The organism is Methylobacterium isbiliense, assembly GCF_022179325.1.
Taxonomy (GTDB): domain Bacteria; phylum Pseudomonadota; class Alphaproteobacteria; order Rhizobiales; family Beijerinckiaceae; genus Methylobacterium; species Methylobacterium isbiliense.
The window spans coordinates 296,573-323,073 of sequence record NZ_BPQQ01000022.1 but is presented as its reverse complement, the minus strand read 5'-3'; the positions used below and the strand labels follow the sequence as shown (position 1 = coordinate 323,073).

Genomic DNA, 26,501 nt, shown 5'->3' with positions numbered 1-26,501 from the left:
CTCCGACCTCACCGACGGCTACCCCGAATTCACCATGGGGGTGTTCAAGAAGCTCGGCTGGGACAAGGACCTCACCGCCGAGGAGCTGGCCGTCATCACCCGCATCGGCGGCAACACCATCGATGCGGTGAGCTGGGCCACCGACCTGTCGGGGGGCATCCAGCGGGTCTGCCTGGAGCACGGGGTGATCCCGTTCGGGAACGGCAAGGCGCGGGCGAATGCCTGGAACCTGCCTGACCCGGTGCCGGTGCACCGCGAGCCGATCTACTCGGCCCGTCCCGACCTCGTGGCCAAGTACCCGACCCGCCCCGACGAGCGGCAGCTGCGCATGCCGAATCTCGGCTTCTCGGTGCAGAAGGCCGCGGTCGACAAGAACCTGTCCCGGGACTTCCCGATCATCCTCTCGTCCGGGCGCCTCGTGGAATACGAGGGCGGGGGCGAGGAGACGCGGTCGAACCCGTGGCTGGCGGAACTCCAGCAGGACATGTTCGTGGAGATCAACACGCAGGATGCGGCCGAGCGGGGCATCAAGGACGGGCAGTTCGTCTGGGTGCTGGGGCCGGAGAACAGCGCGAAGGCCAAGGTGAAGGCCCTGGTCACCGAGCGCGTGGCGAAGGGTGTCGCCTGGATGCCGTTCCACTTCTCCGGCTGGTACCTCGGCCAGGACATGCGCGCCTACTACCCGAAGGGCACCGACCCGGTGGTGCTCGGCGAGAGCGTCAACACCGTCACGACCTACGGTTTCGATCCGGTCACGGGCATGCAGGAGACCAAGGTGACCCTCTGCCAGATCCGTGCGGCCTAAGGGAAGAAAGCCTTCGCCATGGCTCGAATGAAGTTCCTCTGCGACGCCGACCGCTGCATCGAGTGCAACGCCTGCGTCACCGCCTGCAAGAACGAGCACGAGGTGCCGTGGGGCATCAACCGCCGCCGCGTCATCACCCTCAACGACGGCAAGCCGGGCGAGCGCTCGGTGTCGATGGCCTGCATGCACTGCACGGACGCGCCCTGCGCGGCCGTCTGCCCGGTGAACTGCTTCTACACCACGGCGGACGCCGTGGTGCTGCACTCCAAGGACCTGTGCATCGGCTGCGGCTACTGCTTCTACGCCTGCCCGTTCGGCGCCCCGCAATACCCGCGGGTCGGGAACTTCGGCTCGCGCGGCAAGATGGACAAGTGCACCTACTGCTCGGGCGGACCCGAGGCCGACCTCTCGACCATCGAGTACGAGAAGTACGGCTCGAACCGCCTGGCCGAGGGCAAGCTGCCGCTCTGCGCCGAGATGTGCTCGACCAAGGCCCTGCTCGCCGGCGACGGCGAGATGATCGCCCAGATCTACAAGGAGCGGGTGATCAAGCGCGGCTACGGCTCGGGCGCCTGGGGCTGGAAGACGGCCTACCGCGAGACCATCGCGATCTGACATGCCTGGGAAGGAACGCGCCATGCGCCAGCCGTCGCATCTCGGGACCCTCGCGATGGCCGCCCTCGTCTGGGCGTCCGTCGGTCTGACCCAGCCGGCCCACGCGGTCAACGCGCCGGACGGTGCCCCCAACCCGACCGCCTCCTCGGTGAACGAGGATCTGCTCTTCCGCCAAGCGCCCACCATCGGCGGGCGCGTGTCGATCCCGGACGCCAAGGCCGCCAACCTGATCCAGCCGCAGGGCCGCGAATGGCGCGACTTCCGCGAATCCTGGCTGCCCTGGATCGGCGGGCTCGCGATCCTCGGCATGATCGCGGCGCTCGCTCTGTTCTACTTCACGCGCGGTCGCATCCGCCTGGAGCACAGCGAGGAATCCGGCCGCAAGCTGCTGCGGTTCAACGGCTTCGAGCGGTTCACCCACTGGATGACCGCGACCTGCTTCATCGTGCTCGGACTCTCGGGCCTCAACTACATCTTCGGCAAGCGGCTGCTGATGCCGCTGATCGGACCGGACGCCTTCGCGGCCCTGTCGCAATGGGCGAAATACGCTCATGTCTACCTCGCGTGGCCGTTCATGCTCGGCGTGGTGTTCATGCTGGTGGTGTGGGTGCGCGACAACATCCCCAACCGCATCGACGTGCAGTGGATCCGCCAGGGCGGCGGCTTCCTCGGCGACCAGCACCCGCATGCGGAGCGCTTCAACGCCGGCCAGAAGGTGGTGTTCTGGATGGTGATCGGCTTCGGCTTCGCCATGAGCGCCACCGGGCTGGTGATGCTCTTCCCCTTCGCGGCGACCGACATCAACGGGATGCAGATCGTGCAGGGCGTGCACGCCCTGATCGGCGTGGTGTTCATCGCGGCGATCCTCGCCCACATCTACATCGGCAGCCTCGGGATGGAGGGGGCCTACGACGCCATGGGCAGCGGCGAGGTCGACCTCGCCTGGGCGAAGGTGCACCACGACCTGTGGGTGAAGGAGCAGTTGGCCAAGACCGCGAGCGGGCCGCAACTCGGCCGCGGTCAGGTCCCGGCGGAATGACAGGGCCGGTCGTCCGGCAGGAGAGTGTGAGATGAAAGCCTTCGCGGTGGCCGTGCTGGCGGCCGTGGCGCTCGCCGTGGGCGCGTCGTTCCTCCTCGGCGCGAACCAGAAATACGCCTACGAGGCGTTCTCGACCTCCGGCGCCCGGGTCTCGCATCCGGGCACCAACCTCGTCGGTCCGCGCTGGACCGGCGACGTGACGGGACCGGCGGACGGCCACAAGGCCACCACCGGCTCGTGATCTCCGCGCACGCCGCCAGGGAATCGATCATGGCCTCATTGATGCGCACCGCGCTCGCGGCGGCACTCGTCCTTCTGCCGGCGGCCGCCCTGGCGCAGCAACCGGGCGACACCGCGCCCCGCAGCGGTCCGGCGGACCTCTGCCGGGAACTCGTCGCCTTCGTGCGCCCGCCTGCGCCGGCCGCGCCGGCCCAGCCCGCCGCACCGCCGAGTCAAGCCGTCGCCGTGCAGGCGCCGCAGGGCGGGCAGTCGCAGCTCCCCTCGGCCGGGGCAGGGGAGACGCAGCAGAAATCGGGCCTCAGCGGCCCGGTGGCGCAGAACGGCCCCGGCGCTCCGGGCCCGCAGGGGCAGGCCCAGGCCGCCGCCCCCTCGGGCGCTGCGGCCCCGCCGGCGCCGGGCAAGCCGACGCCGGCGATGATCGAGCAGGTCGATGCCGCGGCCGCCAGCCGGGACGTGAAGGCCTGCCGCGCCGTCGCCCGGCAGATGCGCACGGCCGGCGTGGTGATGCCCGCCCCGCTCCTCGCGCTCGCGGCCCTCGATCCGAAGTTCTTCCCGGCCGCCCCGTAGCGGCCGGGGATCCCTCACTCCGCCATCAGTGCCCGTCGCCGTCGCTCCATCGCCGCCTCGATCTCCGCGGCGGTGAAGCGCGGCGTGATGTGCTGAGGGCAGTTCCAGTCGAACCCCGCCACCCTGAGCACCGCCACCCGTTCGAGGCGGCCCCGATAGAGCCCCGGGGCGACCGCGGTCGCGAGGTCGGGACGCTCCGCGGCCTCGTGCATCGCCAGATGGCCGATCAGCTTGAGCCGGTGGCGGGCCGCATAATCCATGAAGAACAGCGAGACCCGGTCGTCGGCCGAGACGTTGCCGAGGGAAATGTACTGGCGGTTGCCGGCGAACTCGGCCCAGGCGAGGGTGTCGGGATCCAGCACCCGCACGAAGCCGGGCGGCCCGCCGCGGTGCTGGATGTAGGGCCAGCCCGTCTCCGTCACGCTCGCCAGGTAGAAGCTGTCCCGCGCGGCCAGGAACTCCGCCTCGGGCGCACCGAGATGCACGTCCCCCGGAACCTCGTCCGGGTGCGGGCGCGCCTGTGCGAAGGGCGAGCCCAGGCGCTCCTGCTGCGCCCGAACCGCGGGGGTGAACAGCGTGTCGAGGAAGCGCCGCATGGTCGTGCTCCGGGTCCGATCGCGCGGGCCGCGCGTCTCGCCCTGAGGTAGTCCGGTGCGGCCTGCGCCGGAATGGCTCATTCCGGACCGACACTCTTGCACGATCCGGAACGATCACGGGCCGCGGTCTGCGCCGGGGCCGTGTCCTCCCGGACGGACGGCGCGTCAGAGCTTGCCGAGCATCGGGAAGTCGATCGAGAGGCTCGACACCGGCGTGACCGGGGTCTCGCGCTTGCGCGGACGGCCGTTGAGCACCTGCTTCAGCTTGGTCTTGAGCAGGGCGAGGTCGAAGGGCTTGAGGATGAAGGCATCCGCCCCGGCGAGGTGCGCGAGGTTGATGTCCTCGAAGCTGAACGACGTCTCGGTGAGGATGAAGGGCGTGTTCATCAGCCCGTCGTCGGCCCGGATCTCGCGCAGGAGCTGGATTCCGTCCATCGGCTCCATGTCGAGATCAGCGATCACGAGACCGTACTTGCGCTCCCGCATCCGCTCCAGCGCCAGCGGCCCGTCCGAGACGCCGTCCACTTCCGGGAAGCCGAGGCGGTTCATCAGTTCGGTGACGAGGCGAAGCAGCTTCGCCTGATCGTCGACGATGAGGATCGGTGGTACTTCGTTCATGGAACTCGACCGGACCTGGTTTCGTGGCGCTGCCTCGGAGGGAAGGCAGCGATGCTGGCGTCATGCGACATCAAAATCATTGAGGAATAGCTACGCGCCGCGGGTGTAACGGGTGAGGTGGGCGCGCGAATGCGTGCGAGGTCAGACGAAGAGGTGATCGATACCCTGCTTGGCCATGGTGTCGGCCTGCAGGGAGCGCGCGAGAGCGTAGACGATCGCGGCCTTCGGGGTGCCGCGCTGCAGCATCGGCTGCAGGTTCGCCTTCTGGAACAGCGCCTCGTTGGCGGGCGTGCGCTGCGCCGTGTTGAAGGAGGTCATGAACTCGCGCTTCACGATCTCGCGCCACTCCACGATCTGGACGTCGCGATGGCGCCGGTCGTTGGCGATGCGCGCGAAGGTGTCCTGCACCGACGAGCGCTCCCCCTCCAGGACCTGCAGGAAATAGCCCTGCTCCAGAATCATGAAGCTGGTGATGACCGAGAACTCGTTGCGCTTCTGGGCTTGGCGGGCGATCTCGCCGAGTTCGCGCGCGCGCGCCGCGGCATCGGCGGAGAGGAGCGCCCGCGAGAAATAGATCAGGTGGATGAGGCTGTTCCGTTTGTTGCGCATCGCCTCCTCCGGCGCGGGTCCACCGACCCTGATACGGGCTTGCGCTCAACAGCGCGTAAACGGAAATCCTCAACCGCGCGGGCTCCCGGCAGGGCGGCAGCTTTTGCCGGCGCGCCCGGCCAACCCGGCAGTTCGTGCCGTGCGGCGGCGGAGGTCACCCCAACGGAATCAGCGACTTAGGCGTGGCACCGGGCTTGCGGCGGCAGAAACCGGCACGAGATCCGGAATCGTCACGATGGACATCTTCAACGCGCTGCAGACCGCCGTCACCGGCCTGAGGGCTCAAGCGTTCTCGCTCGACAACATCTCGGGCAACATCGCCAACTCCCAGACCACCGGCTACAAGCGGATCGACACCAGCTTCGTCGATCTGGTGGCCGACGAGCCGGTCAAGAAGCAGACCAGCGGGTCGGTGGGCGCCTTCTCGCAGCTCACCAACACCATCCAGGGCAATCTGACCGCGACCGGAATCTCCACCAACATGGGGCTGAACGGGGACGGGTTCTTCGTGGTGCGGAATGCCACCACGGATGCGGCCAACCAGCGCGGGTTCACGGGCGGCGACCTCTACACCCGTCGGGGCGACTTCACGGTCGACAAGGACGGCTACCTCGTCAACGGCGCCGGCTCCTACCTCGTCGGCCAGAGCCTCGACCCGGCGACCGGCCAAGCGACGAGCGGAGGCGTCATCCGGATCCCGAACCAGACGCTGCCCGCCCGGGCGACGACGTCGATCTCCTATGCGGCGAACTTGCCGAGCACGCCCGCGACCACCAGCTCCTCGCTCCTCGCGGCGCTGCCCGGGGGAGACGTGCGGGTGCTGAGCGGCACCGCGACCGGGACCCTGACGGTGGCCGGCAGCGATACCTCGGCCTTCCTCGGATCGAGCGTCTCGGGCGGCTCGCTGACCGCCTATTCGTCCACCGGCGCGCCCGTGAACCTTCAGCTGCGCTGGGCCAAGGTCGCCGATGCCGACACGGCCACCAACACCCCCGATACCTGGAACCTGTTCTACGCCTCCCAGAACGGCGACACCTCCGCGGCCTCGACCTGGCAGAACGCCGGCACCGCCTTCACCTTCAACGGCAACGGCCAGCTCACGGCGCCCACCGGCACGTCGCTGCCGATCCAGAACCTGACCGTGGACGGCACGAATCTCGGCACCGTCAGCCTGAACTTCGGCACGGGCGGCCTGACCCAGTACGGCGCCGCGAACGGGCAGGTGAAGACCGACACGCTGCAGCAGGACGGTTACGCGGCCGGCAGCCTCAACTCGCTGGCGGTGACGAGCGACGGCAAGCTCACCGGCACCTACTCGAACGGCAACAGCCTCGCGCTGGCGCAGATCGGGGTCGTGCGGTTCAGCGCGCCCGATGCGCTCAAGCCGGATTCCTACGGCAACTACGCCCGCACCTTCGAGTCCGGCGAGCCGCTGACCGGCCTCAACGGCACCACCGTGGTCGGCGGCAACGTCGAGCAATCCAACACCGACACGGCCAACGAGTTCTCCAAGCTGATCATCACCCAGCAGGCCTACTCGGCCAACACCCGGGTGATGTCGACGGCCCAGCAGATGATGTCCGACCTCATCAACATCATCCGCTGAGCCTGCTCCGGATCGGTCGCAATTCGCGCGATCGGCGAGACGAAGACGCAACCCCGATGCCGGATGATGCGACCGGGCGGGGTCGAGGACGAGGGCGATGACCTTCAACGCGCTGAGCACCGCGACCGCGGGCCTGCAGGTGACGCAGGCTCAGGTCGGCATCGTCTCCCAGAACATCGCCAACGCGGGCACGGCGGGCTACGTCAGGCGCACCCTCACGCCCATCACCCAGTCCGGCAATGCAGGCGTCGCCACCGGCACGGTCGACCGGGTGCTCGATGCGGCGGCGCAGAAGCAGCTGCGCCTGGAGACCTCGGGCGCCGCCTACACCGACCTCGTCGCCGGCATCGCCAAGCAGCTCGATGCTCTCTACGGCACGCCGGGCAGCGACGCTGCGCTCGACGGCGCGGTAAACGCCTTCACCCGGTCGCTGCAGACGCTCGCCGCCAATCCGACCTCGGCCCCCAACCGGACGGCCGCCCTCAGCGACGCCTCGCGCCTGACGAACCGGATCGCCGGGATCGCACAGGGTGTGCAGGACCTGCGCGGCGGCCTCGAAGCTCAGCTCGCCAGCGACGTCTCGGCGGCCAACACCCTGCTCACCGAGATCGCCGCCCTCAACGTGAAGATCGTCGGCGCCACGGGCAGCGTCGGCAGCGCGGCGACCGGGGCGGAACTCCTCGATCAGCGCGACCAGCGCATCACCCAGCTCGCCCAGTACATGGACGTGCAGACCACCGCGGCGAACGACGGCTCGGTCTCGGTGCTGACGAGTTCCGGCGTCACCCTGGTGGATCGCGGTTCGGCCACGCAGCTGAGCTTCGACGCGCGCAGCCAGCTCGGCCCCTCGGCGGTCTACTCCACCGATCCGGCGGCGCGCGGGGTCGGCACGGTGACGGCGACGACGCCCGCCGGGACCCGCATCGACCTGATCGCCGACCAGGCGATCCGCTCGGGTTCGATCGCCGCCGGGATCGGCCTGCGCGACGACACCCTGGTCCAGGCCCAGCGCCAGCTCGACGACCTCGCGGCCGGGCTGGCGCGGGCGGTCAGCGACCGCAGCGTGACCGGGATCGCGGCGAGCGGAGCGGGCGGCAGCGGCGTCGACATCGACCTCACGGGCCTGCAGCCCGGCAACGCCGTGACGCTTCGCGTGCAGACCGCGGCCGGCCCCCGCAACGTCATCCTGGTGCCGACCACCGGCAACGCCCCGGCGGCGATCGATCCGGCCCTCACGGACGATCCGACCGCCCTCGTGGCGACCTTCGACATCTCGGGCGGCCCGTCCACCTTCGCCGGCCGCATCGGCGCCGCCCTGGGCCCGGGCTTCACCGTGAGCGCGGCCGCGGGCGGTGCCGGCGCGGTGCGCATCCTGTCGGGCGGGGTCGCGCTCACGGGTGCCTCCGCGTCGATCACCGTGCCGACGAGCGCCGCCGACACCCGCAGCGGCGGCACGCAGCTGCCGCTCTTCGTCGATTCGGGCTACGGCAACAGCGTCCATACCGGCTCGTTCGAGGGCGGCTCGCACCTCACCGGCCTCGCCCAGCGCCTGGTGGTCAACCCGAAGATCAGCGCCGATACCTCGGCCCTCGTCTCCTACCAGGACGGCACGCCCTCGGGCGACGCGACCCGCCCGCAAGCCCTCTACGAGGCGCTCACGGGCGCCAAGCGGACCTTCTCGGCGGCGAGCGGCATCGGCGGCGTCAGCGCGCCCTTCAGCTCCAGCGTCCAGTCCTTCGCGCAGGCGATCATCGACGCGCAGGGCGCGGCGGCGGCGCAGGCCCAGCAGCTCGACGAGGGCCAGCAGATCGCCCTCTCGACCGCGCAGAGCCGCTTCGCCGAGCAGTCCGGCGTGAAGATCGACGAGGAGATGTCCAAGCTGATCCAGCTCCAATCCGCCTACAGCGCCAACGCCCGAGTGCTGACGGCGGCCAAGGAGATGCTCGACACCCTGATGCGGATCTGAGCCGATGACGATCGCCCCCTACGCGGCCGGCACCGCCGCGAGCGACCTCAACACCCGCCGCCTGCTCGGCCTCAAGGGCCAGCTCGACGGCCTGTCGACGCAGCTCGCCACGGGCCGCGTCTCCGAGACCTATGGCGGCCTCGGCGCCGGCCGCGCCACGAGCCTCAGCGCCCGCGCCCAGATCAGCGCGCTCGACGGCTACGATGCGGCGATCGAGGCCGGCACGACGCGCCTCAAGCTCGCCAGCGCCAGCATCGAGCAGGCGGCGAGCCTCGCCTCGCAGACCTGGAGCGAGATCGGCAACACCGTCGCCTCCTCGGGGGCGAGCGCGCGCGCCAGCCTGCAGGGCATCGCGGCGGGGCGGCTCGGCGGTATGCTGGACGCCCTCAACCAGAGCGTGGCCGACCAGTACATCTTCGGCGGGCGCGAGACCGACCGCCCGCCGGTCGAGACCGCGAGCCGGATCCTGAACGGCGATCCGGCGGCGGGGCTCGACGGGGTCGGGGCCCTCATCGCCGAGCGCGGCGCGGCGGATCTCGGCACCGCCAGCCCGGCGACGGGCCGCCTCGCGCTCACCCGCGCGGGCAACGCCGTGACGCTCTCGGAGAGCGCGGATCCGGCCGTGCGGACGAATTTCGGCTTCACGATCGTCGGGGCGGTGAGTTCGAACCTCGCGGCGCTGACGGCGACGCCGTCGGCCGCGACCGCGCCGCGTTTCGATGCGGCCTTCGCCACCCAGCCCCGGGACGGCGACCTCGTGCGCGTCACCGTCCAGAACGCCGACGGCAGCCAGGGTTTCGTCGACCTCGTGGCGCGCACCGCGCCGGCCGCCGGCGCGGCCAACACCTTCCGGATCGGCGCGAGCGCGGCGGAGAGCGCGGACAACCTCGAAGCCGCACTGGCCGGCCAAGTCCCGGTCGGCCTCCAGAGCGCCGCCCCCCCCGGCGCCTCGGCCTCCCTGACGGGCGGCACCCCGGCGAGCGTCGCCGTCACGGTCGCGGACCAGCCGCGGATCGGGGACACCGTGCGCCTGACCCTGGGCTTGCGCGACGGGACGAGCCATACCCTGACCTTGACGGCCGCCGCCCCCGGCACCACCGGCACCGGGAGCTTCGCGCTCGGGGCCACCCCGGACGCGACGGCGGCCAACCTCTCGGCCGCCCTCGCGGGCGCCCTCGACACCGCCGCGCAGACGGATCTCGCGGCGAGTTCGGCGACGCGGGCGGCGTCGGACTTCTTCGCCGGGTCGAGCACGCCCGGCCTCGCCCCCCGGCGCGTCGTCCTCGATGCCGCAGGGGAAGCCGCCGGCTACGCGGCCGATCCGTCCGGCCGCACGCTGATCTGGTACACCGGCGACGACACCGCGCCCGATGCCCGCCGGACGGCCACGCTTCAGGTCTCCGCAGGCGAGGCGGTGGCGGTCGGGGTGCAGGCCAACGAGCCGGCCCTGCGCGACGCGCTCGCCGGCATCGCCGTGCTGGCGAGCGTCACCTTCACCAGCTCCGATCGCGACAACGCCCGCTTCGGCGCCTTCGCCGACCGCCTCAAGCCGCTGGTCAAGCCGTCGGAGGGCCGGCAGTCGATCGAGGAGATCGGCACCGAGCTGAGCCTCGCGTCGAGCCGGATCGAGAGCCAGAAGAGCCAGAACGGCGCCACCCGGGCGGTGCTCCAGGACGCGATCGGCGGGATCGAGGACGCCAACGTGGAGGAGGTGGCGGCCAAGCTCCTCACCCTGCAGACGCAGCTCCAGGCGAGCTACCAGACCACCTCGATGCTCTCGAAGATGTCGCTGGTGAACTATCTCTGACGGCGGGCCGCGGACGGGGCTTGCCGCGCACCGGCTATCCTCAGGTCGCGCAGGCGGACGGCGCCGTGCCGCTCTTCGACACTACCGCCATCCACGCCGAGGCGGCGGTGGCCTGGGCGCTCTCGGACGGCGCGCCGCCACCGCAACCCCGACTGCGCCCCGGCCGGATCCCTGCTACACGATGGGTGGTGCGCGGGAGCGGGCGATGACGGGCGGTTCGATCGGAGCGGGATGTCTCGGGGCGTGTCTCGTCGTGCTGGCGGGCCCGGCCGCCGCCCTCGACCTCGCCCTGCCGCCGATTCCCGCGCCCTGCGCCGCGCAGGGGCCGGGCTTCGCAGCGCAGGGCACGGGAATTGGCGGCACGCAGACCTGCCTGCGCATCGGCGGGCGGGTGCGGGCCGAGGCCGGCACCGCGCCGCGCCGCCCCGGCCGCGAGGCCCCGTCGCCGGTCGGGGCCTCCGGGCGCCTGTCGATCGATGCCCGCACCCCGACCGAACTCGGCCCGGTGCGGACCTTCATCCGCCTGCACGGCGGATCGCCGGAGCGCTGAGCCGCCCGGCTCAGAGGCTGCGCGAGAGCACGAGCGGCGTCGCGCGGACCGCTCCGTAGGGCGAGGCCGCCGGCCGCTGGCCGCCATAGCCCTGCGGCTGCGAGGCGCGGGCGAGGTCGGCCGAGAGCGACTTCATCAGGCTCTCGGAGACGCTGCGGGCCGTCGCCAGCACCATCTGGTTGGACTCGACCGCCGCGGCGAAGCGGCGATGGGCCTCCCGCAGGTCGGCCACGCCGCCGGGGCAGAGGCGGGCCAGCGCCACGGCGTTGGCCTTCACCGTCTCCAGACCCTGCATGTAGGCGGCCGCGAGGGCGGCCTTGCGCTCCTCCTCGGCCAGCCCGTCGCGCAGGCGCCCGGCGCGCACATGGGCGCTTTCGCGATCGAGGATCCCGGCCAGTTCGCGCATCTGCGCCAGGGTGTCGGCGATCAGGCGGTCGGCGGCGGCGCGGTCGGCCACCCGCACGGGCTCAGGCCGCGGCGCCACGAGCCGCCTCCTGCATCCGCAGCATCTCGCGCATCACTTGGTCGCCGATGCCGACGCCGCCGCTCTTCACGATGCTGCTCGCGTATTCCTTGTTGAGCATCGAGCGGTAGACGCCCCCGCCGGTGCCGTTCTCGCCGAGCGGCCCCTCGGTGCCGGACGCGCCGTTCAGGGTGTCGAGGGTGTGCTCCAGGAACATCGATTCGAAGTCCTGGGCGGTCTTCTTGACCTTGGACTGGGCCGTGGGAGCGGAGGTGAGGGCAGCGCCGACCGTGCCGGCGAGCGCCTTGCCGGCGGCGAGCGCGGCGGTGGCCGCGAAGGGGGCGAGGGCAACCATCGTGCGGGAACTCCGTGTGGAAGGAGGGGGGAGAGGAAGGGGCGCTTGGCCGTCACATCACGTCGATGTCGGCCTGGAGGGCGCCCGCGGCCTTGATGGCCTGCAGGATCGAGATCAGGTCGCGCGGGCCGATGCCCAGCGCGTTGAGCCCGTCGACGAGTTCGCGCAGGCTCACCCCCTCGCGCACGAGGGCGAGCTTGTTGCGGTCGCCGGTATCGACCTTCACGGCGGTGCGCGGCACCACCACGGTCTCGCCGCCCGACAGGGGCTCGGGCTGGCTCACCTGCGGCTGCTCGGTGATGGTGACGGTGAGGTTGCCCTGCGCCACCGCCACCGTGGAGACGCGCACGTCCCGCCCCATCACGATGATGCCGGAGCGCTCGTCGATGATCACCCGCGCGGTCTGGTCGGGCTCGACCTTGAGCTGCTCGATCTCCGTCAGGAGCCGGATCATGTTGCCCTGGTAGCGGGCGGGGACCTGCAGGGTGACGGTGGAGGGGTCGGTCGGCTCGGCGGTATCGGCGCCCATGAAGTCGTTGATCGCGGCAGCGATCCGCTTCGAGGTGGTGAGGTCGGGGTTGCGCAGCGACAGGCGCAAGCTGCGCTGCTGGTTGAGCTTGAACTCCACCTCGCGCTCGATCATGGCCCCGTTGGCGATGCGCCCGTTGGTCGGCACCCCGCGGGTGATCTTGGCGGCATCGCCCTCGGCCTGGAACCCCGCGATGGCGAGCGAGCCCTGGGCCAGGGCGTAGACCTCCCCGTCCGCGCCGAGCAGCGGAGTCACGAGGAGCGTGCCCCCCTGCAGCGACTTGGCGTCGCCGAGCGACGAGACGGTGACGTCGATGCGGGTGCCCTGCGTGGCGAAGGGCGGCAGGCTCGCCGTCACCATCACGGCCGCCAGGTTGGCGGTCCGCATGGTCGCCCCGCGGGTGTTGACGCCGAGCCGCTCCAGCATCGCCTGCACCGATTGCCGGGTGAAGGGCACGTTGTTGAGCGTGTCGCCGGTGCCGTTGAGGCCCACCACGATGCCGTAGCCGACGAGTTGGTTGGGGCGCACGCCCTCGATCGCCGCGAGGTCCTTCACCCGCGACAGGGCGAGCGCCCCCGAGGGCACGAGCGCCGCGGCGAACAGGAGGGCGAGGAGGAGGAGACGCATCGGGGGAATCCGGGCGGAACGCTGGGTTCGGCCGTGCCAGGACCGTGCCACGCCCCGCTCGCCGCCACGTTGCTGGAAAACCTGCGGTTTTCTCGAACCCGCCCGGATCGCCGGGGTCCGCTCCGCCCGGCCGAAAGCGCCGGCCCGGCAGGATCTGCCGGGTGGTTTACGCTTCGTTCACCATGACGGGCGAGGCTCCTGCCCGGTCCCCTCCCTCAGACAGGCCCGTCATGCGCGTCGATCCCCGCTTCGCGACCCACGCCGCCGGCGCCGCCGCGGCCAAGCGCCCGGCGGAGGGGGGCCAGAGCTTCGCGCCCGGCGCGGAACCCGCCGCCCGCTCCGCCACCAGCGCCGGGAGCGCCGCGCCGCTCGCCGGGCTCGACGCGATCCTCACCCTGCAGAGCCAGCCGGACGACCCGGCCGAGCGCCGCCGCCGCAGCGCCCGGCGCGGGCACGACCTCCTCGATGCCCTCGACCGCCTCAAGGCCGCCCTGCTCGGCGGGCGGGTGAACACGGGCGACCTCAAGGCCATCGCGGCCCGCCTCGCCGAGCGCGCGGGCGGAAGCGGCGACCCGCGCCTCGACGACCTGATCGGCCAGATCGAGCTGCGGGCGGAGGTGGAGCTGGCGAAGCTCGGCGTTGCGGGGTGAGGCGAAGGCCGCCCGTTGCGTTGACGCCTCCGGGCCGATCCCGCACAAGGGCGCCCGCCCGGACCGGCCCGCATGCTGTTCAACTCCTTCGCGTTTCTCTTCGGCTTCCTGCCGGTCGCGCTCGCCCTGCACGCGCTGGCGGCCCGCGCGCGGCCGGACTGGCGGCTGCCGCTCCTCGTCCTCCTGTCGCTCGTCTTCTACGGCTGGTGGGACGTGCGCTTCGTGCCGCTCCTCGTCGTCTCGATCGGGCTGAACTGGCTCACGGCGCGCCGCTTCGGGGCGCGGGGCGGCCGGTGGCTGATCCCGCTCGCCGTGGCGGGCAACCTCGCGCTCCTGGCGCTGTTCAAATACGCGGGATTGCTCGCCGACCTCGCCGGCCTGATCCCGGGCCTCGATCCGCCGCGGCCCTCCTGGGCGCTGCCGCTCGGCATCTCGTTCTTCACCTTCCATCACGTGATGTACCTCGTCGACCTGCGGGCCGGACGGGCGCCGCCGATGGACCTGACGCGCTACGCCCTCTACATCGCGTTCTTCCCCCAGGTGCTGGCCGGCCCGCTGGTGCGCTGGAGCGAGATCCTCCACCAGTTCGACGAGGCGCCCTACGACCGCCCGGACGCCTGGGAGCGGATCGGGCGCGGCTTCACGCTGTTCGGGATCGGGCTCGCCAAGAAGGTCTTTCTCGGCGATCCGCTCGCCTCCTACGCCAACCCGGTCTTCCAGGCCGCCGCCGAGGGCAGGGCGGTCTCGGTGGCCGAGGCGTGGCAGGGCACGCTCGCCTTCACGTTCCAGATCTACTTCGACTTCTCGGGCTACACCGACATGGCGCTGGGGCTGGCGCTGCTGTTCGGCATCGTGCTGCCCCAGAACTTCGACACGCCCTACCGGGCGACCTCGCTGCGCGAGTTCTGGCGGCGCTGGCACATGACGCTGTCGCGCTTCCTGCGCGACTACCTCTACGTGCCGCTCGGCGGCAACCGGCGCGGGCTCGCGGTCCAGCTCGGCGCGCTCTTCGCCACCATGACGCTGGGGGGCCTGTGGCACGGGGCGGGGCTCACCTTCGTGGCCTGGGGGGCGGCCCACGGCATCGGCCTGGGCCTCGGCGTGCTGTGGCGGCGGGCCGGCCTGCCGATGCCGGCCGCGCTCGGCTGGCTCCTCACCTTCCTCTTCGTGACGCTGACCTGGGTGCTGTTTCGCGCCCAGAGCTTCGAGGCGGCGCTGGCGATGTTCAAGGGCCTGTTCGGCCTCGCGCCCGCGGGCCACGGCTTCAAGTGGCGGGCCTTCGTGCCGGCCGCCCTGGTGGCCCTGGCGGGGCCGACCGCCTGGGCGGCGGTGCACCGCCTCAAGCCCCGGCCGGCGCTCGCCACCGCCCTGGCGCTCCTCCTCGTCGCGGCCCTGCTGCGGGTGGGCGACGACGCGAACTTCGAGTTCATCTACTTCCAGTTTTAGGCGACGCTGTCGCGGGCGGCCGATCCTGCTAGAACGGCCCGCCCCGACGAGCGGGCGACGAGGATGCGGCGAGGGCATGGCGCGGTTTCACTTCGTGGAGGATTACGAGCGCGTCGTCCGCAAGCTCGTGAAGCGCTACCCGCTCGACGAGGCCATGCGCCGGGCCGTGGGCGGCGACCTCGAAGCGGGCGGGGCGGTGGAGCGGGCGGTGGTGCGCCATGCCGGCCTCAAGGACGGCGACGCGCTGATCGATTTCGGCTGCGGCGCCGGCCGCCTCGCGATGGCGCTGCAGGCCGAGATGCGGATCGACTACCTCGGCGTTGATGTGGTCGAGACCCTGCTCAAATACGCGCGGGGCAAGTGCCCGGACTACCGCTTCGTGCGCAACCACGCGCTCAGCATCCCGGCCCCCGATGCCAGCGCCGACATGGTCTCGGCCTTCAGCGTGTTCACGCATCTCCTGCATGCCGAGACCTATATCTACCTGGAAGACATGCATCGGGTGCTGCGGCCGGGCGGCCGCGTGGTGTTCTCCTTCCTGGAATTCGCCAAGGACTTCCACTGGGCCGTGTTCGACGACACCGTGACGGCGCAGAAGCGCAGCACAGTGCCGCACCTCAACCAGTTCATCGAGCGCAACGCGATCGAGGTCTGGGCCAAACGGCTCGGCTATGCCTCGGTCGGCTTCATCAGCGGCGAGGATGCACCCTGGTCCGACGCGCCCGCGCTGGGACAGTCGATCGCCATCCTGGACAAGGGCGGCTGATGCGCCACACTCGTGGCCGATTTGCAGCAGGTGGCCGCCGAAGCGGGAGCGGTCGCGGCCCGAACCTTGCGTGACATCTTGAGCACGTTGTCGGGCAACCCAGGCTCGATTATACGCCTGCACCAAACGGCGACGGCCGCGATAACAGCGATGAGCCGAGGGGCGAGATGGCGAAGGTCGTGATCGAGGACGGTTATGCCCCCAGCGATGCCGAACCGTTCATGAACGAACGGCAGCGCGAGTACTTCCGCCGCAAGTTGTTGAGCTGGAAACAGGACATTCTGCGCGAGGCCCAGGACACCCTGGTGGCGCTGCAGACCGAGAACGAGAATCACCCCGACCTCACCGACAGGGCCTCGTCCGAGACCGACCGGGCGATCGAACTGCGGGCGAGGGACCGGCAGCGCAAGCTGATCGCCAAGATCGACGCGGCGCTGTCGCGGATCGAGGACGGCTCCTACGGATATTGCGAGGAGACCGGCGAGCCGATCTCCCTCAAGCGGCTGGAGGCCCGGCCGATCGCCACCCTGTCGCTGGAGGCGCAGGAGCGCCACGAGCGCCGCGAGCGCGTCTACCGCGACGACTGAGCCCCGCGGGGCAGGGCGGCGGAACCCGGTGGCAAATCCCGGTGGCAAATCCCGGTGGATAGCGCGCCCCGCCGGGCTCGCCCCGCTGGAACTCCGCCCGGCGATGCCCGACACGTCATCCCACGCACGATCGACGGGATGACGATGTCGACCTGGACGGATGAACGGATCGAGGAACTCAAGCGGCTCTGGAGCGAGAGCCTGACGGGCACGGAGATCGCCAAGCGTCTCGGCCTCAAGGACCGCAACGCGGTGATGGGCAAGATCCATCGCCTGGGGCTGGCCCGGAAGAACCTCGCCACGGAGGCCGGGGCACCGGCCAACGACCCGATGCCGCCGGAACCCGAGCCGCTGCACCCGATCCTGCTCCTGAAGGAATGGTCCTGCCGCTTCCCGGTGGGCGACCCGCTCGGCCGCGAATTCCGGTTCTGCTGCGCCAAGCGAAAGGCGGGCCTGCCCTATTGCGAGGAGCACGCCCGCATTGCCTACACGCCCGTGGAGCGGTCGGTCCGCGCAATGCGGCGCTGAGGCGCCGCCGCTCGGCGCCCGGCGGCCCCGGTCAGCGGCGGGTGCATTCCTGCGCGCCGCGCGTGCAGGCGATGCCCGGCATGGAACAGGCGACGCCCTCGCCCTGCCGGGAGCAGACCACGCAGGCATCGGTCCATTCGAGGCAGGTCGGATCCTGAGCCGGCGGCAGGCCGCCGCGGTGGGCGGCCGGCACGAGATTGGCGAGCAGCACCGTGGCGAGCGTCACCGCCGCCACGCTCCAGGCGATCGCGGCATCGGGGGTGCGGTCGGGGGAGGCGGGTGCGGCCATGCGGCTCTCCTCGCCTGCGGGCCCGCGCGCTGTCAATCCGGTGGATCCTCGCCGGCGGCCTGCCGGCCCCCGCGCGTCACGCCGCACGCGCCACCGAGTCGAGGAGCGGCGGCAGCGCCGTGAGGTCGAGGGGCTTCGACAGGAAGCCGTCGAAGCCGGCCGCGCGGGCGGCGGCCTCGTCCTCGGCGAGCACGTTCGCCGTGAGGGCGACGAGGCGCAGCGGCGGCAGGCGGCGCTCGCGTTCGAGCGCCCGCAACGAGCGGGCGACGTCGAGCCCGTCGCGGCGCGGCATGCGGATGTCGAGGAGGGCGAGGTCGAAGCCCTCGGCCTCGCCGAGCGCCGCGGCTTCGAGCCGGCGCAGCGCCTCGGCGCCGTCCGGCGCCCAAGTCACGGTCGCCTCCAGCCGCTCCAGCGCCTTGCGGGCCAGCAGCGCGCTGATGGCATTGTCCTCGGCCAGCAGCACCCGCGGGCGCCCGGGGCGCGGCCGCGACGACCCGGCGGCCGGCCGGGCCGGGCGGCCGGGTGCCGGCCGCGTCGCCTCGCTGAGCCGGGCGTAGAGGGAGGCCGCGCGCACCGGCTTGACGAGGTAGCGGTCGAAGCCGGCCGCCGCGGGCGAGCCGAAGTCGCGCCGGTCGAAGGGCGAGAGCAGCACGAGGCTGCGCGGCACCTCGGCCTGCCGGGCGGCGCCCGCGATGCGCCGCACCGCCTCGTCCCCGAGCGCCCGGTCCGCCAGCACGGCGTCGAAGGGGCCGTCCTCCCGCAGGGCCGCGAGGGCCGCGGCCTCGGTCTGGGCCGCGACCGTGGCGGCGCCCGCCCGTGCGACGCGCCGGGCGAGGTAGGGCCCCTCGAACAGCTCGGGCGCCGCGATGAGCACGCGCCGCCCCTCCAGGGCCGGCGGGGCCGGGCGGGCGCCGCCCGTGGCGGGCAGCGGCAGCACGACCCGGAAGCAGCTCCCGGCCCCGAGCCGCGAGGTCGCCGCGATCCGCCCGCCCATGCGGTCCACCAGCCGCCGCGTGATGGCGAGCCCGAGGCCGGTGCCCTCGTGGCGCCGGCTCGCGCTGCCGTCGCCCTGCTCGAACTCCTCGAACAGGGCCGGCAGCCGCTCGGCCGGGATGCCCGGGCCGGTGTCGTGGACGGCGAGCACGAGGCCCTCCTCGCCCCATTCCACCGTCACGCCGACGCCGCCGGCCTCCGTGAACTTCACGGCGTTGCCCGCGAGGTTGACGAGGATCTGGCGCACCCGGTCGCCGTCGCCGATCACCTGGAGCGGCAGGCCCGCCCCGAGATCGGCGGCGATCTCCAGGCCCTTGTCCTGGGCGCGCGGCGCCAGCAGTTCGACCACGCTCTCCACCAGCGCCGCCGGGTCGAAGGGCTCAGCCGCCAAGTCGAGGCGCCCGGCTTCGATCTTCGAGAAGTCGAGGATGCCGTCGATCAGCGTCAGCAGCGCCTCGCCCGAGGTCTTCACGGCGCGCAGGTAGGTCTCCTGCTCGGGGCTGAGCGCCGTTTCCAGGGCGAGGTCGGCCATGCCGAGGATGCCGTTGAGAGGCGTGCGGAACTCGTGGCTGACCGTGGCGAGGAAGCGCGACTTCGCCACGCTCGCCGCCTCGGCGCGGCTCCTCGCCTCGTCGAGGGAGCGCACGGCCTCGACGCGCTCGGTGATCTCGCGGCCCGCCCGCAGCACCTCCGGACCGCCGTCCCGCCCGACCACCGGGATCTCCACGAAGGCGAACCAGCGCGGCGGGCCGCCCCCCGCCGGGGCGACCGCCACGTCGCCCACCCGGGTGCCGTCCGGCCGGGTCTCGATCCCGCCGAACTCCACGACGGTCGCCTGGCGGGTCGAGCCGATCAGCGCCTCCGGGCTCTCCCCGAGCAGCCGGGCGAAGCCCTCGTTGGCGAAGGTGATGCGCCCCTTGGCGTCGCGCTGGACGATGGTTTCGATCTGCGCCTCGACGAGGCTGCGGTAGCGCTCCTCGCGCTCGGCGAGCCGCCAGATCCGGTCGTGCAGGTGCTCGACCTCCCGCTCGCGGCGCAGGGCGGCCCAGCGGCCGGCATGCCAGAGCGCCGCCCCGGCGAGGAGCGCCAGCGCGAGCGCGGCCGCGAGGGCGGGGCCGCCGAGGTCGAATCCGGCCCGCATCGGCGTCCCGAGAACGGGCGCGAATCCTGCGAGCACCATCTCCCCGGCCGCCATGCCGCTCTCCTCGGGTGAACCGGGGGCAGAGTGGCGGAGGGGACTGAAGGATGGCTTGCGGAACGCCGTTAGCGGGATCTGTCGGAGATGCTTCGCATTTATCGCATCTCATGCCGTCGCCCCCGGATGCGGACGCATCGGTCTCGATCCCGGGCAAGCCCGGGATCGACGGGGCCGATGACCCATCTCGACGTGTCGATGCCAAGCAGAGGCTTGGCGAACATTCGAGGACGGAACCAACGGTCGTCCTCAACGACCGTTGACATCAGGCGGCGGCCGGGCGCCGGTCGCTGCGGCTGCGGTAGGAGAGGGCCTCGGCGAGGTGCAGGCGGCGCACGCGGGCCTCGCCGTCGAGATCCGCGAGGGTGCGGGCCACGCGTAGCACCCGGTGGAAGCCGCGGGCGGAGAGCCGCATGGCGTCCGCGGCCTCGCGGATGAGGGCGAGCCCGTCCGCATCCGGCCGCGCCGCCTCTTCGATCAGGCTCGCCGGGCAGGAGGCGTTGGTGGTGGCGGGGGAGAGGCCCGCCTCGGCGTAGCGCCGCTCCTGGCAGCGGCGCGCCGCCGCGACCCGGGCGGCGGCCTCCGCCGAGCCCTCGGCGGGCGGGGGCAGGATCAGGTCGGCGGCGGTGACGGCCGGCACCTCGATCTGCAGGTCGATGCGGTCGAGGAGCGGACCGGAGATCCGGGCCTGGTACTGGGCCATGCAGCGCTCGTTCGGCCCGCGCCGGCAGGCAAAGCCCGGCTCGGTCGCCTGCCCGCAGCGGCAAGGATTCATTGCGGCGACGAGCTGGAACCGGGCCGGGTAGGTCACCCGGTGATTGGCGCGCGCGATCATCACCGCGCCGGTCTCCAGGGGCTGGCGCAGGGAATCGAGCACCTGCGGCTGGAACTCGGGCAGTTCGTCGAGGAACAGCACGCCGCCATGCGCGAGCGACACCTCGCCGGGCTTGGCCGCCAGGCCGCCGCCGACCAGGGCCGCCATGGAGGCCGAGTGGTGGGGCGCCCGGAACGGCCGCCGGTTCGACAGGGCGCCGTCCTTCAGAACCCCGGCCACCGACTGGATCATCGAGACTTCGAGCAGCTCACGCGGCCCGAGCATCGGCAGGATCGAGGGAAGGCGGGAGGCGAGCATCGACTTGCCGGCCCCGGGCGGCCCGTTCATCAGGAGGTTGTGCGCGCCCGCCGCCGCGATCTCGAGCACGCGCTTGGCGCCCTCCTGGCCCTTGATCTCGCGCAGATCCGCGGCGGGTCCGGCGGGGGCCGCCACGGCGGCCTCAGGGCGGGCCATGACCTGCGTGCCCTTGAAATGGTTGGCGAGCTGGATGAGCGAGCGGGGCGCCAGAACATCCATGTCGCCCCCCGCCCAGGCCGCTTCCGGCCCCGAGGCGGCCGGGCAGATCAGGCCCAGCCCTCGCGCATTCGCCGCCATCGCGGCCGGGAGCACCCCGGCCACCGCCGTGATGCCGCCGTCGAGCGCGAGTTCGCCGAGCACGCAGTAGCCGCCGAGGGCGTCCGGCGGCAGCGCCCCGATCGCGCCCATCACGGCGAGGGCGATCGGCAGGTCGTAATGCGAACCCTCCTTGGGCAGGTCGGCTGGGGCGAGGTTGACGGTGATGCGCTTGGCCGGCAGCGCGAGCCCCGAGGCGATCAGCGCCGCCCGTACCCGCTCGCGCGATTCCGCCACCGCCTTGTCGGGCAGCCCCACCACCGTGAAGGCGACCGTGCCGGGGGCGATCTGCACCTGCACGTCGACGGCGCGGGCCTCGATCCCCTCGAAGGCGACGGTGGCGACGCGCGTGACCATGCGGGGCTCGTCCGGACTGCATTCCGCAAGGGTAGGGGCAAGCGTGGCCATTCTCAACCCCGGCCGGTGGCGCCCTGCGGCGCCGGCGACGCCGCGGCGGAGTAATCGGCCGGAAGTTGCAAGCTTATCCTCAGACAACCGGCACGACTTGTGCTTGAGCAATTTTCGCAACGGCCCCGCTGGCACTCCTCCGGCGGCGGAGCGTTGTGTGGGCGAACCGCCCGCAGCGCGTGAGGAGGCCGCATGACCACCCGCCCCAAGCAGCACCCGCTCCTGGCCATCACCTATCCGGTCGTCCTGCTGACCGGCGCCCTCGTGGTGGGATCCTGGCTCCTCGCAGGTCCGACGGAGGCCGAGGCCGTCACGGTGGCGGATCTCGGGGAACCCTGAGGCCAACTCGCACGGGCGACGCAATGCCACCGTTCCCGCCGTGTTTCCGCGCGGGCGTGATCCGGGCGCTACAGCACGAGACGATGGCCTCCGTTTAGATTGTGCCGCAATCAACGGAGGTCGTTTCACGTGGTTCAGAGAGTATCCCTGATCGCCCTGTGCCTCGCGGCGGTCGGAAGCAGCGCGCTCGCGGCCGACCTGCCGCGCCGCGTGGCGCCGCCGGTCTTCGCGCCGGTGCCGGTCCTCACCTGGACCGGCTTCTACGCCGGCTTCAATGCGGGCTACGCGTTCAGCGACAACCCCGCGATCCAGACCAGAGGCAACAACGGCGCCGGTGCCGGCCCGCTGATCGGCCCGGCCAACACCAACACCGTCACCAACGTCCTGACCAACCGGCGTCCGGGCGTCTTCGGCGTGCAGCAGGAAGGGTTCACGGGCGGCGCGCAGATCGGCTACAACTACCAGTTCACGCCGGGCTCCGGCATCGTCGTCGGCGTCGAGGCCGACGCCCAGTACACCGACCTGCGCCGCACCGGCGGCTTCGTCAGCGGGCTCGGCGATCCCTCGACCTTCCGCCAGCAGCTCGACTTCCTCGGCACGGTGCGGGGCCGGATCGGCTACGCCTTCGACCGCTTCCTCGTCTATGGCACCGGCGGCTTTGCGTACGGCGACGTCGGCTACCGGGCCAACTTCCTCAGCAACGCGGCCGGCAACCCGCTCGCCTACACGGGCGGCTACCGCGACATGGAGACCGGCTACGCCTATGGCGGCGGCATCGAGTACGCGCTGCCGACCGACAGCTTCCTGAACGTCTTCAAGACCAGCGCGGTGACGCTGAAGGTCGAGTACCTGCGCTACGACCTCGGCAGCCGCAACGTGATCGTGAGCAGCATCAACCCGGCGACGGGTGCGACCTTCACGGCCGCCACCGGCTCCTACACCTCGCGCTTCTCGACCGAGGGCAACCTCGTGCGCGCCGGCGTGAACTACAAGTTCGGCAGCTTCTGAGGCGGCCGACGGCGCGAGGGGCAGGCTGCCCCTCGCGCCCGTACCCAGGGCGGTTATTCTTCAGTGTGACGGACGCGGCTAGCCAGGTGCCGGCCGTGTCGGCGCGCGTTCACCGACGGAGGTGGGCCGCGCAAGACATTGATTCACTATGACGCCAGGCGTTCACCGGCGGTGTCCGGCCGTTTACCGGCGAATGCCATGGTCCCTCTCCACGCGGAAGGCGGGAGAACGGGCTTGGAATCTCACATCGACGATCCCGCGGTGATGGGACGCGTGCACCTCGTCAGTGGATCGCAAGCTGGCATCACTCTTCTCAGCTCGGCGTCGGTCACAAGCGAGCAAGTCTGCTCCGTGACCGTTGGCAATCTCATCGGCATACGAACAGCAGGCACCACGATCGTCGGCGTGGTCACATCGATATCATCGTCGAGCTCTCCAAAATCCGGAATGGCCTGCTCGGTCGATTTGTTCGGCGAGATCTTCACCGGAGCCAATGGTACACCATCATATAGACGAGGTGTGACATCCTACCCAAGGGTCGGGCATTTCGCTCATGCCTTGTCTGAAGGGGATCTGACCGCCATCTTCCGCTGCCCGGGCGAGAACACGATCACGATCGGCCATTTGCGCCAGGACGAAACCGTAACGGCAGACATCAAGGTTGACGAACTGCTCAAGAAGCACTTCGCGGTGCTCGGCTCCACTGGCGTTGGTAAATCGAGCGGCGTTGCACTGCTCGTCAGGGAGATCTTGAAGTCGAAGCCCGATCTGCGCGTTCTTTTCGTCGATCCGCACAACGAATATGGATCCTGTTTTGCGCCTCATGCCGATGTGATCCGACCCAGCAATCTTCGCCTACCATTCTGGCTGTTCAACTTCGAAGAGTTCGTCGACGTCCTGTTTCGCGGCCGCCCAGGCGTTGAAGAAGAGGTCGACATTCTCGCCGAACTCGTCCCTCTGGCGAGGGCGCAGTTTGCGAGCAGCCGAAACTCCCTCGATCGCGCCGTGCTGAAGCGGTCGGATCTCAAGTCCACGGGCTTCAGTGTGGACACGCCCGTCCCTTACCGGCTCGTCGATCTCGTTGCTCTCATCGAGGAGCGACGGGGCAAACTGGAGAATCGTGCGCTCGTCTTCAACTATACGAGATTGCTGAGCCGCATCGAGCATGTCCGGAGCGACCAGCGCTACGCCTTCATGTTCGACAGCGCCAACGTCGGCGGCGACAGCATGGTCGAGGTTGTGAGCGAGCTGTTCAAGTACCCGGGAAACGGCAGGTCCGTGACCGTGATGCAACTCGCCGGCTTTCCGGCCGAGGTGGTGGATTCGGTGGTCTCGGTGGTGTGCCGCATGGCCTTCGAGCTGGGGCTGTGGAGCGACGGCAACCTGCCGATGCTGCTCGTCTGCGAAGAGGCCCACCGCTATGCGCCGGCCGACCGCACGATGGGGTTCGGGCCGACCCGCAAGGCCCTCTCGCGCATCGCCAAGGAGGGACGCAAGTACGGCATCTATCTCGGCCTGGTGACGCAGCGTGCGGCCGAGCTCGACGCGACCATTCTCTCGCAATGCAGCACCGTCTTCGCGATGCGGATGACGAACGAGTGCGATCAGACCATCCTGCGGGCTGCGGTCCCGGACGCGGCCGCCAACCTGCTGAGCTTCGTCCCCTCGCTCGGACTTCGCGAAGCCCTGGGGTTCGGCGAAGGCATGCCGCTGCCCACACGCATCCGGTTCGCCGAGATGCCGGCCCATCTCCTCCCGCGCAGCGATGCGACCGGATGTGCCGCCTTCAGCGCCTCGGGCGTGGATCACAGCTACATCGCGTCGATCGTCGAGCGATGGCGAGGCCCGGGCGTGAAGTCGCTCCAGCCCAATGACGGACTGGTGGCGGCCTCGCCGATCAAGTCTCCACTGGACGCGCAGCGCAGCCCTCCGCCCCTCCTGCATGAGGAAGACTTCACCGCCCCCTCGCGGCCGACACGCTACCAACCCCGGTTCGGCTCTCGCTGAGGCGTGCCGCGCCCGGGCGGTCATCGCGCGCGCCCAGGTGCCGATCGGGGGCGGATGGCCGGCGGAGGGTGTGAACCGGACGAGTGCCGACGCTGCCGGAGCGCGCTCCCGCTCGGGCGAACGGCCCGGCCGGCGAACGAGGCGGGAGCGTCGTCGGGTGAGAGGCTCCCGGCCGCCGGCCGAGGGGCTTGCCGATCGACCGACGCGCGGGTACTCACGGCCACGGCTTCCGCCGCCGAAGCCCTCGCCGGCCCTCGAGATCTGCACCAAGGTTTTGAGATTGGCGACGCAGGGCCCGTAGCTCAATGGTTAGAGCCGGCCGCTCATAACGGTCTGGTTGCAGGTTCGAGTCCTGCCGGGCCCACCACCTGTCCGTTCCGCGCAGCCTCGACCCGCACCGGCGGAGTCCGGCTGCGCGCGGCAGGCCCGTCGCCTCACCGCCGCTCGTAGAGCAGCCGCGCCCGGATCGTGCCGTCGAGCTGGCGGATCTCCTCCAGCAGCGCCTCGGCGTCGCCGTCCACCGCATCGGTCTCGATCACCACGTAGCCGATCTCTCCGTCGGTCTGGTAGAACTGGGCCGCGATGTTGATGCCCTGGCGGGCGAAGACGTCGTTGAGGCGCCGCAGCATGCCGGGCAGGTTGCGCTGCACGTGGATGTAGCGGGTGCCGAGCGGGCGGGCGGCGAGCTGCACCTGCGGGAAGTTCACCGCGCCCACGGTCGAGCCGATGTCCGAATAGTCCACGAGCTTGCGCGCCACCTCGGCGCCGATGCGCTCCTGCGCCTCCTCGGTGGAGCCGCCGACATGCGGGGTGAGGATCACGTTCTCCAGCCCCTGGAGCGGCGAGACGAAGCGCTCGCTGTTCGATTTCGGCTCGACCGGGAAGACGTCGACCGCCGCCCCGCGCAGGTGGCCGTCGCGCAAGGCGCCCGCGAGCGCGTCGAGGTCGACCACCGTGCCGCGGCTGTTGTTGATCAGGTAGGCGCCGGGCTTCATCGCCCGGATCTGCGCCTCGCCGATCATGGCGTGCGTGGCGGGCGTCTCCGGCACGTGCAGCGAGACCACGTCGCTCTGCGCCAGGAGGTCGTCGAGGGTGTCCACCGGCTCGGTGTTGCCGTGGCGCAGGCGGTCGGTGAGGTCGTGGAAGATCACCCGCATGCCCATCGCCTCGGCGAGGTTGGAGAGCTGCGAGCCGATGTTGCCGTAGCCGACGATGCCGAGCGTCTTGCCGCGCACCTCGAAGGAACCGGCCGCCGACTTGTCCCAGCCGCCCGCATGCGCCGAGACGGAGCGCGGCACGATGCGGCGCAGGAGCATCACGATCTCGCCGATGACGAGTTCGGCCACCGAGCGGGTGTTGGAGAAGGGAGCGTTGAAGACCGGGATGCCGCGGCGGCGCGCGGCCTCGAGGTCGACCTGATTGGTGCCGACCGAGAAGCAGCCCACCGCGATCAGCCGGTCGGCGGCCTCCAGCGCCGCCTCGTCGAGCTCGGTGCGCGAGCGGATGCCGAGGATGTGCGTGCCCCGCAGCGCCTCGCGCAGGTCGGCCGGATCGAGGGCCTTCGCCAGCCGGGTGACGTTGGTGTAGCCGGCCGCGTTCAGCAGCGCCACGGCGCTGTCGTTGATGCCTTCGAGAAGAAGAACGCGGATCTTGTCCTTCGGCAGGGAGAGCTTGTCGATCATCATCTCGTGGTCCGGCGCTGCGGGCGGCTGGCGGCGAGCGATAGGAGAGCCGTGCGCCCGACGCAACACGCCACCGCGTCGCCCGGCGGAAGGCAGGCCTGCGCGGCGCGCGGGCCAGGGCGACCGCGTGTCCCCTTGCGGGTCCGCCCCGGCCGTGGTGTGGC

The 26,501-nt window shown here is 71.2% G+C and carries 27 protein-coding genes and 1 tRNA gene; 18 read left to right on the top strand and 10 right to left on the bottom strand.

Translation table 11 applies throughout. From position 1 onward, the window contains the following. The 5 genes from MFF61_RS11105 to MFF61_RS11085 form a co-directional block, all read left to right on the top strand. A partial coding sequence (locus MFF61_RS11105) for a molybdopterin dinucleotide binding domain-containing protein (RefSeq protein WP_238235169.1) occupies positions 1-805 on the top strand: 805 nt, incomplete at its 5' end. A gap of 18 nt (positions 806-823) precedes the next feature. Next, positions 824-1,420 carry a formate dehydrogenase FDH3 subunit beta gene (gene fdh3B, locus MFF61_RS11100; RefSeq protein WP_238235168.1) on the top strand — a complete coding sequence of 199 codons (597 nt, stop codon included), beginning with the start codon at positions 824-826 and terminating at the stop codon, positions 1,418-1,420. Positions 1,421-1,442: 22 nt separating this feature from the next. Continuing rightward, the gene (locus MFF61_RS11095) at positions 1,443-2,459 is read left to right on the top strand and encodes a formate dehydrogenase subunit gamma (RefSeq protein ID WP_238235167.1); all 1,017 of its coding nucleotides are present in this window, start codon (positions 1,443-1,445) and stop codon (positions 2,457-2,459) included. A gap of 31 nt (positions 2,460-2,490) precedes the next feature. After that, on the top strand, positions 2,491-2,700 hold the full coding sequence (locus MFF61_RS11090; protein WP_238235166.1) for a hypothetical protein: 210 nt from the start codon (positions 2,491-2,493) through the stop codon (positions 2,698-2,700). A 29-nt stretch (positions 2,701-2,729) separates the two neighbouring features. Continuing rightward, positions 2,730-3,266, top strand: a complete 537-nt coding sequence (locus MFF61_RS11085; protein WP_238235165.1) for a hypothetical protein — start codon at positions 2,730-2,732, stop codon at positions 3,264-3,266. A 14-nt stretch (positions 3,267-3,280) separates the two neighbouring features. On the opposite strand, the gene MFF61_RS11080 is transcribed toward MFF61_RS11085, so the two are convergent. From MFF61_RS11080 to MFF61_RS11070, 3 genes are all read right to left on the bottom strand, one after another. After that, the gene (locus tag MFF61_RS11080; RefSeq protein WP_238235164.1) at positions 3,281-3,862 is read right to left on the bottom strand and encodes a pyridoxamine 5'-phosphate oxidase family protein; all 582 of its coding nucleotides are present in this window, start codon (positions 3,860-3,862) and stop codon (positions 3,281-3,283) included. A 165-nt stretch (positions 3,863-4,027) separates the two neighbouring features. Beyond that, a complete protein-coding gene (locus tag MFF61_RS11075) occupies positions 4,028-4,480 on the bottom strand; it encodes a response regulator (RefSeq protein ID WP_238235163.1) in 453 nt (150 codons plus the stop codon). Between the two features lie 141 nt (positions 4,481-4,621). After that, positions 4,622-5,089, bottom strand: a complete 468-nt coding sequence (locus MFF61_RS11070; protein WP_238235162.1) for a BLUF domain-containing protein — start codon at positions 5,087-5,089, stop codon at positions 4,622-4,624. Positions 5,090-5,324: 235 nt separating this feature from the next. On the opposite strand from MFF61_RS11070, the gene MFF61_RS11065 reads away from it, so the two are divergent. The 4 genes from MFF61_RS11065 to MFF61_RS11050 all read left to right on the top strand — a co-directional run bounded on the left by MFF61_RS11065 (position 5,325) and on the right by MFF61_RS11050 (position 11,018). After that, a complete protein-coding gene (locus MFF61_RS11065; RefSeq protein WP_238235161.1) occupies positions 5,325-6,695 on the top strand; it encodes a flagellar hook protein FlgE in 1,371 nt (456 codons plus the stop codon). Positions 6,696-6,792: 97 nt separating this feature from the next. Then, complete coding sequence (gene flgK, locus MFF61_RS11060; RefSeq protein WP_238235160.1) at positions 6,793-8,661, top strand: flagellar hook-associated protein FlgK; 1,869 nt, start codon at positions 6,793-6,795, stop codon at positions 8,659-8,661. 4 nt (positions 8,662-8,665) lie between these two features. Beyond that, on the top strand, positions 8,666-10,468 hold the full coding sequence (locus MFF61_RS11055; RefSeq protein ID WP_238235159.1) for a flagellin: 1,803 nt from the start codon (positions 8,666-8,668) through the stop codon (positions 10,466-10,468). Positions 10,469-10,673: 205 nt separating this feature from the next. Next, the gene (locus MFF61_RS11050) at positions 10,674-11,018 is read left to right on the top strand and encodes a porin (RefSeq protein WP_238235158.1); all 345 of its coding nucleotides are present in this window, start codon (positions 10,674-10,676) and stop codon (positions 11,016-11,018) included. Between the two features lie 10 nt (positions 11,019-11,028). Here MFF61_RS11050 and MFF61_RS11045 read toward each other — a convergent pair whose 3' ends face one another. From MFF61_RS11045 to MFF61_RS11035, 3 genes are read right to left on the bottom strand one after another with little or no spacing between them, the layout of a single operon-like run. Next, positions 11,029-11,502 (bottom strand): hypothetical protein, encoded by a 474-nt coding sequence (locus MFF61_RS11045; protein WP_238235157.1) that lies wholly within the window; start codon positions 11,500-11,502, stop codon positions 11,029-11,031. Then, complete coding sequence (locus MFF61_RS11040; RefSeq protein ID WP_238235156.1) at positions 11,486-11,836, bottom strand: rod-binding protein; 351 nt, start codon at positions 11,834-11,836, stop codon at positions 11,486-11,488. Before MFF61_RS11040 ends, MFF61_RS11045 begins: the two co-directional genes overlap by 17 nt. Positions 11,837-11,888: 52 nt before the next feature. Then, positions 11,889-12,992, bottom strand: coding sequence for a flagellar basal body P-ring protein FlgI (locus MFF61_RS11035; RefSeq protein ID WP_238235155.1), 1,104 nt, complete (start codon positions 12,990-12,992; stop codon positions 11,889-11,891). Between the two features lie 230 nt (positions 12,993-13,222). Between MFF61_RS11035 and MFF61_RS11030 the strand changes: the two genes are divergently transcribed. From MFF61_RS11030 to MFF61_RS11010, 5 genes are all read left to right on the top strand, one after another. Continuing rightward, positions 13,223-13,642: a flagellar assembly protein FliX gene (locus MFF61_RS11030; RefSeq protein ID WP_238235154.1), complete on the top strand. Its 420-nt coding sequence runs from the start codon at positions 13,223-13,225 to the stop codon at positions 13,640-13,642. A 72-nt stretch (positions 13,643-13,714) separates the two neighbouring features. Beyond that, entirely contained in the window at positions 13,715-15,088 is a 1,374-nt protein-coding gene (locus MFF61_RS11025) for an MBOAT family O-acyltransferase (RefSeq protein ID WP_238235153.1), read from the top strand. Between the two features lie 76 nt (positions 15,089-15,164). Then, positions 15,165-15,854 (top strand): class I SAM-dependent methyltransferase, encoded by a 690-nt coding sequence (locus MFF61_RS11020; protein WP_238235152.1) that lies wholly within the window; start codon positions 15,165-15,167, stop codon positions 15,852-15,854. A 167-nt stretch (positions 15,855-16,021) separates the two neighbouring features. Continuing rightward, positions 16,022-16,441: an RNA polymerase-binding protein DksA gene (gene dksA, locus MFF61_RS11015; protein ID WP_238235151.1), complete on the top strand. Its 420-nt coding sequence runs from the start codon at positions 16,022-16,024 to the stop codon at positions 16,439-16,441. Between the two features lie 138 nt (positions 16,442-16,579). Beyond that, complete coding sequence (locus tag MFF61_RS11010) at positions 16,580-16,969, top strand: GcrA family cell cycle regulator (protein WP_238235150.1); 390 nt, start codon at positions 16,580-16,582, stop codon at positions 16,967-16,969. Between the two features lie 31 nt (positions 16,970-17,000). Here the strand turns inward: MFF61_RS11010 and MFF61_RS11005 are convergent, their stop codons facing one another. The 3 genes from MFF61_RS11005 to MFF61_RS10995 form a co-directional block, all read right to left on the bottom strand. Continuing rightward, positions 17,001-17,258, bottom strand: a complete 258-nt coding sequence (locus MFF61_RS11005) for a hypothetical protein (protein WP_238235149.1) — start codon at positions 17,256-17,258, stop codon at positions 17,001-17,003. A gap of 76 nt (positions 17,259-17,334) precedes the next feature. Then, complete coding sequence (locus tag MFF61_RS11000; protein ID WP_238235185.1) at positions 17,335-19,392, bottom strand: ATP-binding protein; 2,058 nt, start codon at positions 19,390-19,392, stop codon at positions 17,335-17,337. Between the two features lie 319 nt (positions 19,393-19,711). Continuing rightward, entirely contained in the window at positions 19,712-21,250 is a 1,539-nt protein-coding gene (locus MFF61_RS10995) for a YifB family Mg chelatase-like AAA ATPase (protein WP_238235148.1), read from the bottom strand. 243 nt (positions 21,251-21,493) lie between these two features. Between MFF61_RS10995 and MFF61_RS10990 the strand changes: the two genes are divergently transcribed. The 4 genes from MFF61_RS10990 to MFF61_RS10975 all read left to right on the top strand — a co-directional run bounded on the left by MFF61_RS10990 (position 21,494) and on the right by MFF61_RS10975 (position 25,022). After that, positions 21,494-21,640 carry a hypothetical protein gene (locus MFF61_RS10990; RefSeq protein WP_238235147.1) on the top strand — a complete coding sequence of 49 codons (147 nt, stop codon included), beginning with the start codon at positions 21,494-21,496 and terminating at the stop codon, positions 21,638-21,640. A 129-nt stretch (positions 21,641-21,769) separates the two neighbouring features. After that, positions 21,770-22,648, top strand: a complete 879-nt coding sequence (locus MFF61_RS10985; protein WP_238235146.1) for an outer membrane protein — start codon at positions 21,770-21,772, stop codon at positions 22,646-22,648. 264 nt (positions 22,649-22,912) lie between these two features. Next, on the top strand, positions 22,913-24,655 hold the full coding sequence (locus tag MFF61_RS10980; protein ID WP_238235184.1) for an ATP-binding protein: 1,743 nt from the start codon (positions 22,913-22,915) through the stop codon (positions 24,653-24,655). 291 nt (positions 24,656-24,946) lie between these two features. Continuing rightward, a tRNA-Ile gene (locus MFF61_RS10975) sits at positions 24,947-25,022 on the top strand. A gap of 67 nt (positions 25,023-25,089) precedes the next feature. Here the strand turns inward: MFF61_RS10975 and serA are convergent. Then, on the bottom strand, positions 25,090-26,340 hold the full coding sequence (gene serA / locus MFF61_RS10970; protein ID WP_238235145.1) for a phosphoglycerate dehydrogenase: 1,251 nt from the start codon (positions 26,338-26,340) through the stop codon (positions 25,090-25,092). Positions 26,341-26,501 lie beyond the last annotated feature (161 nt).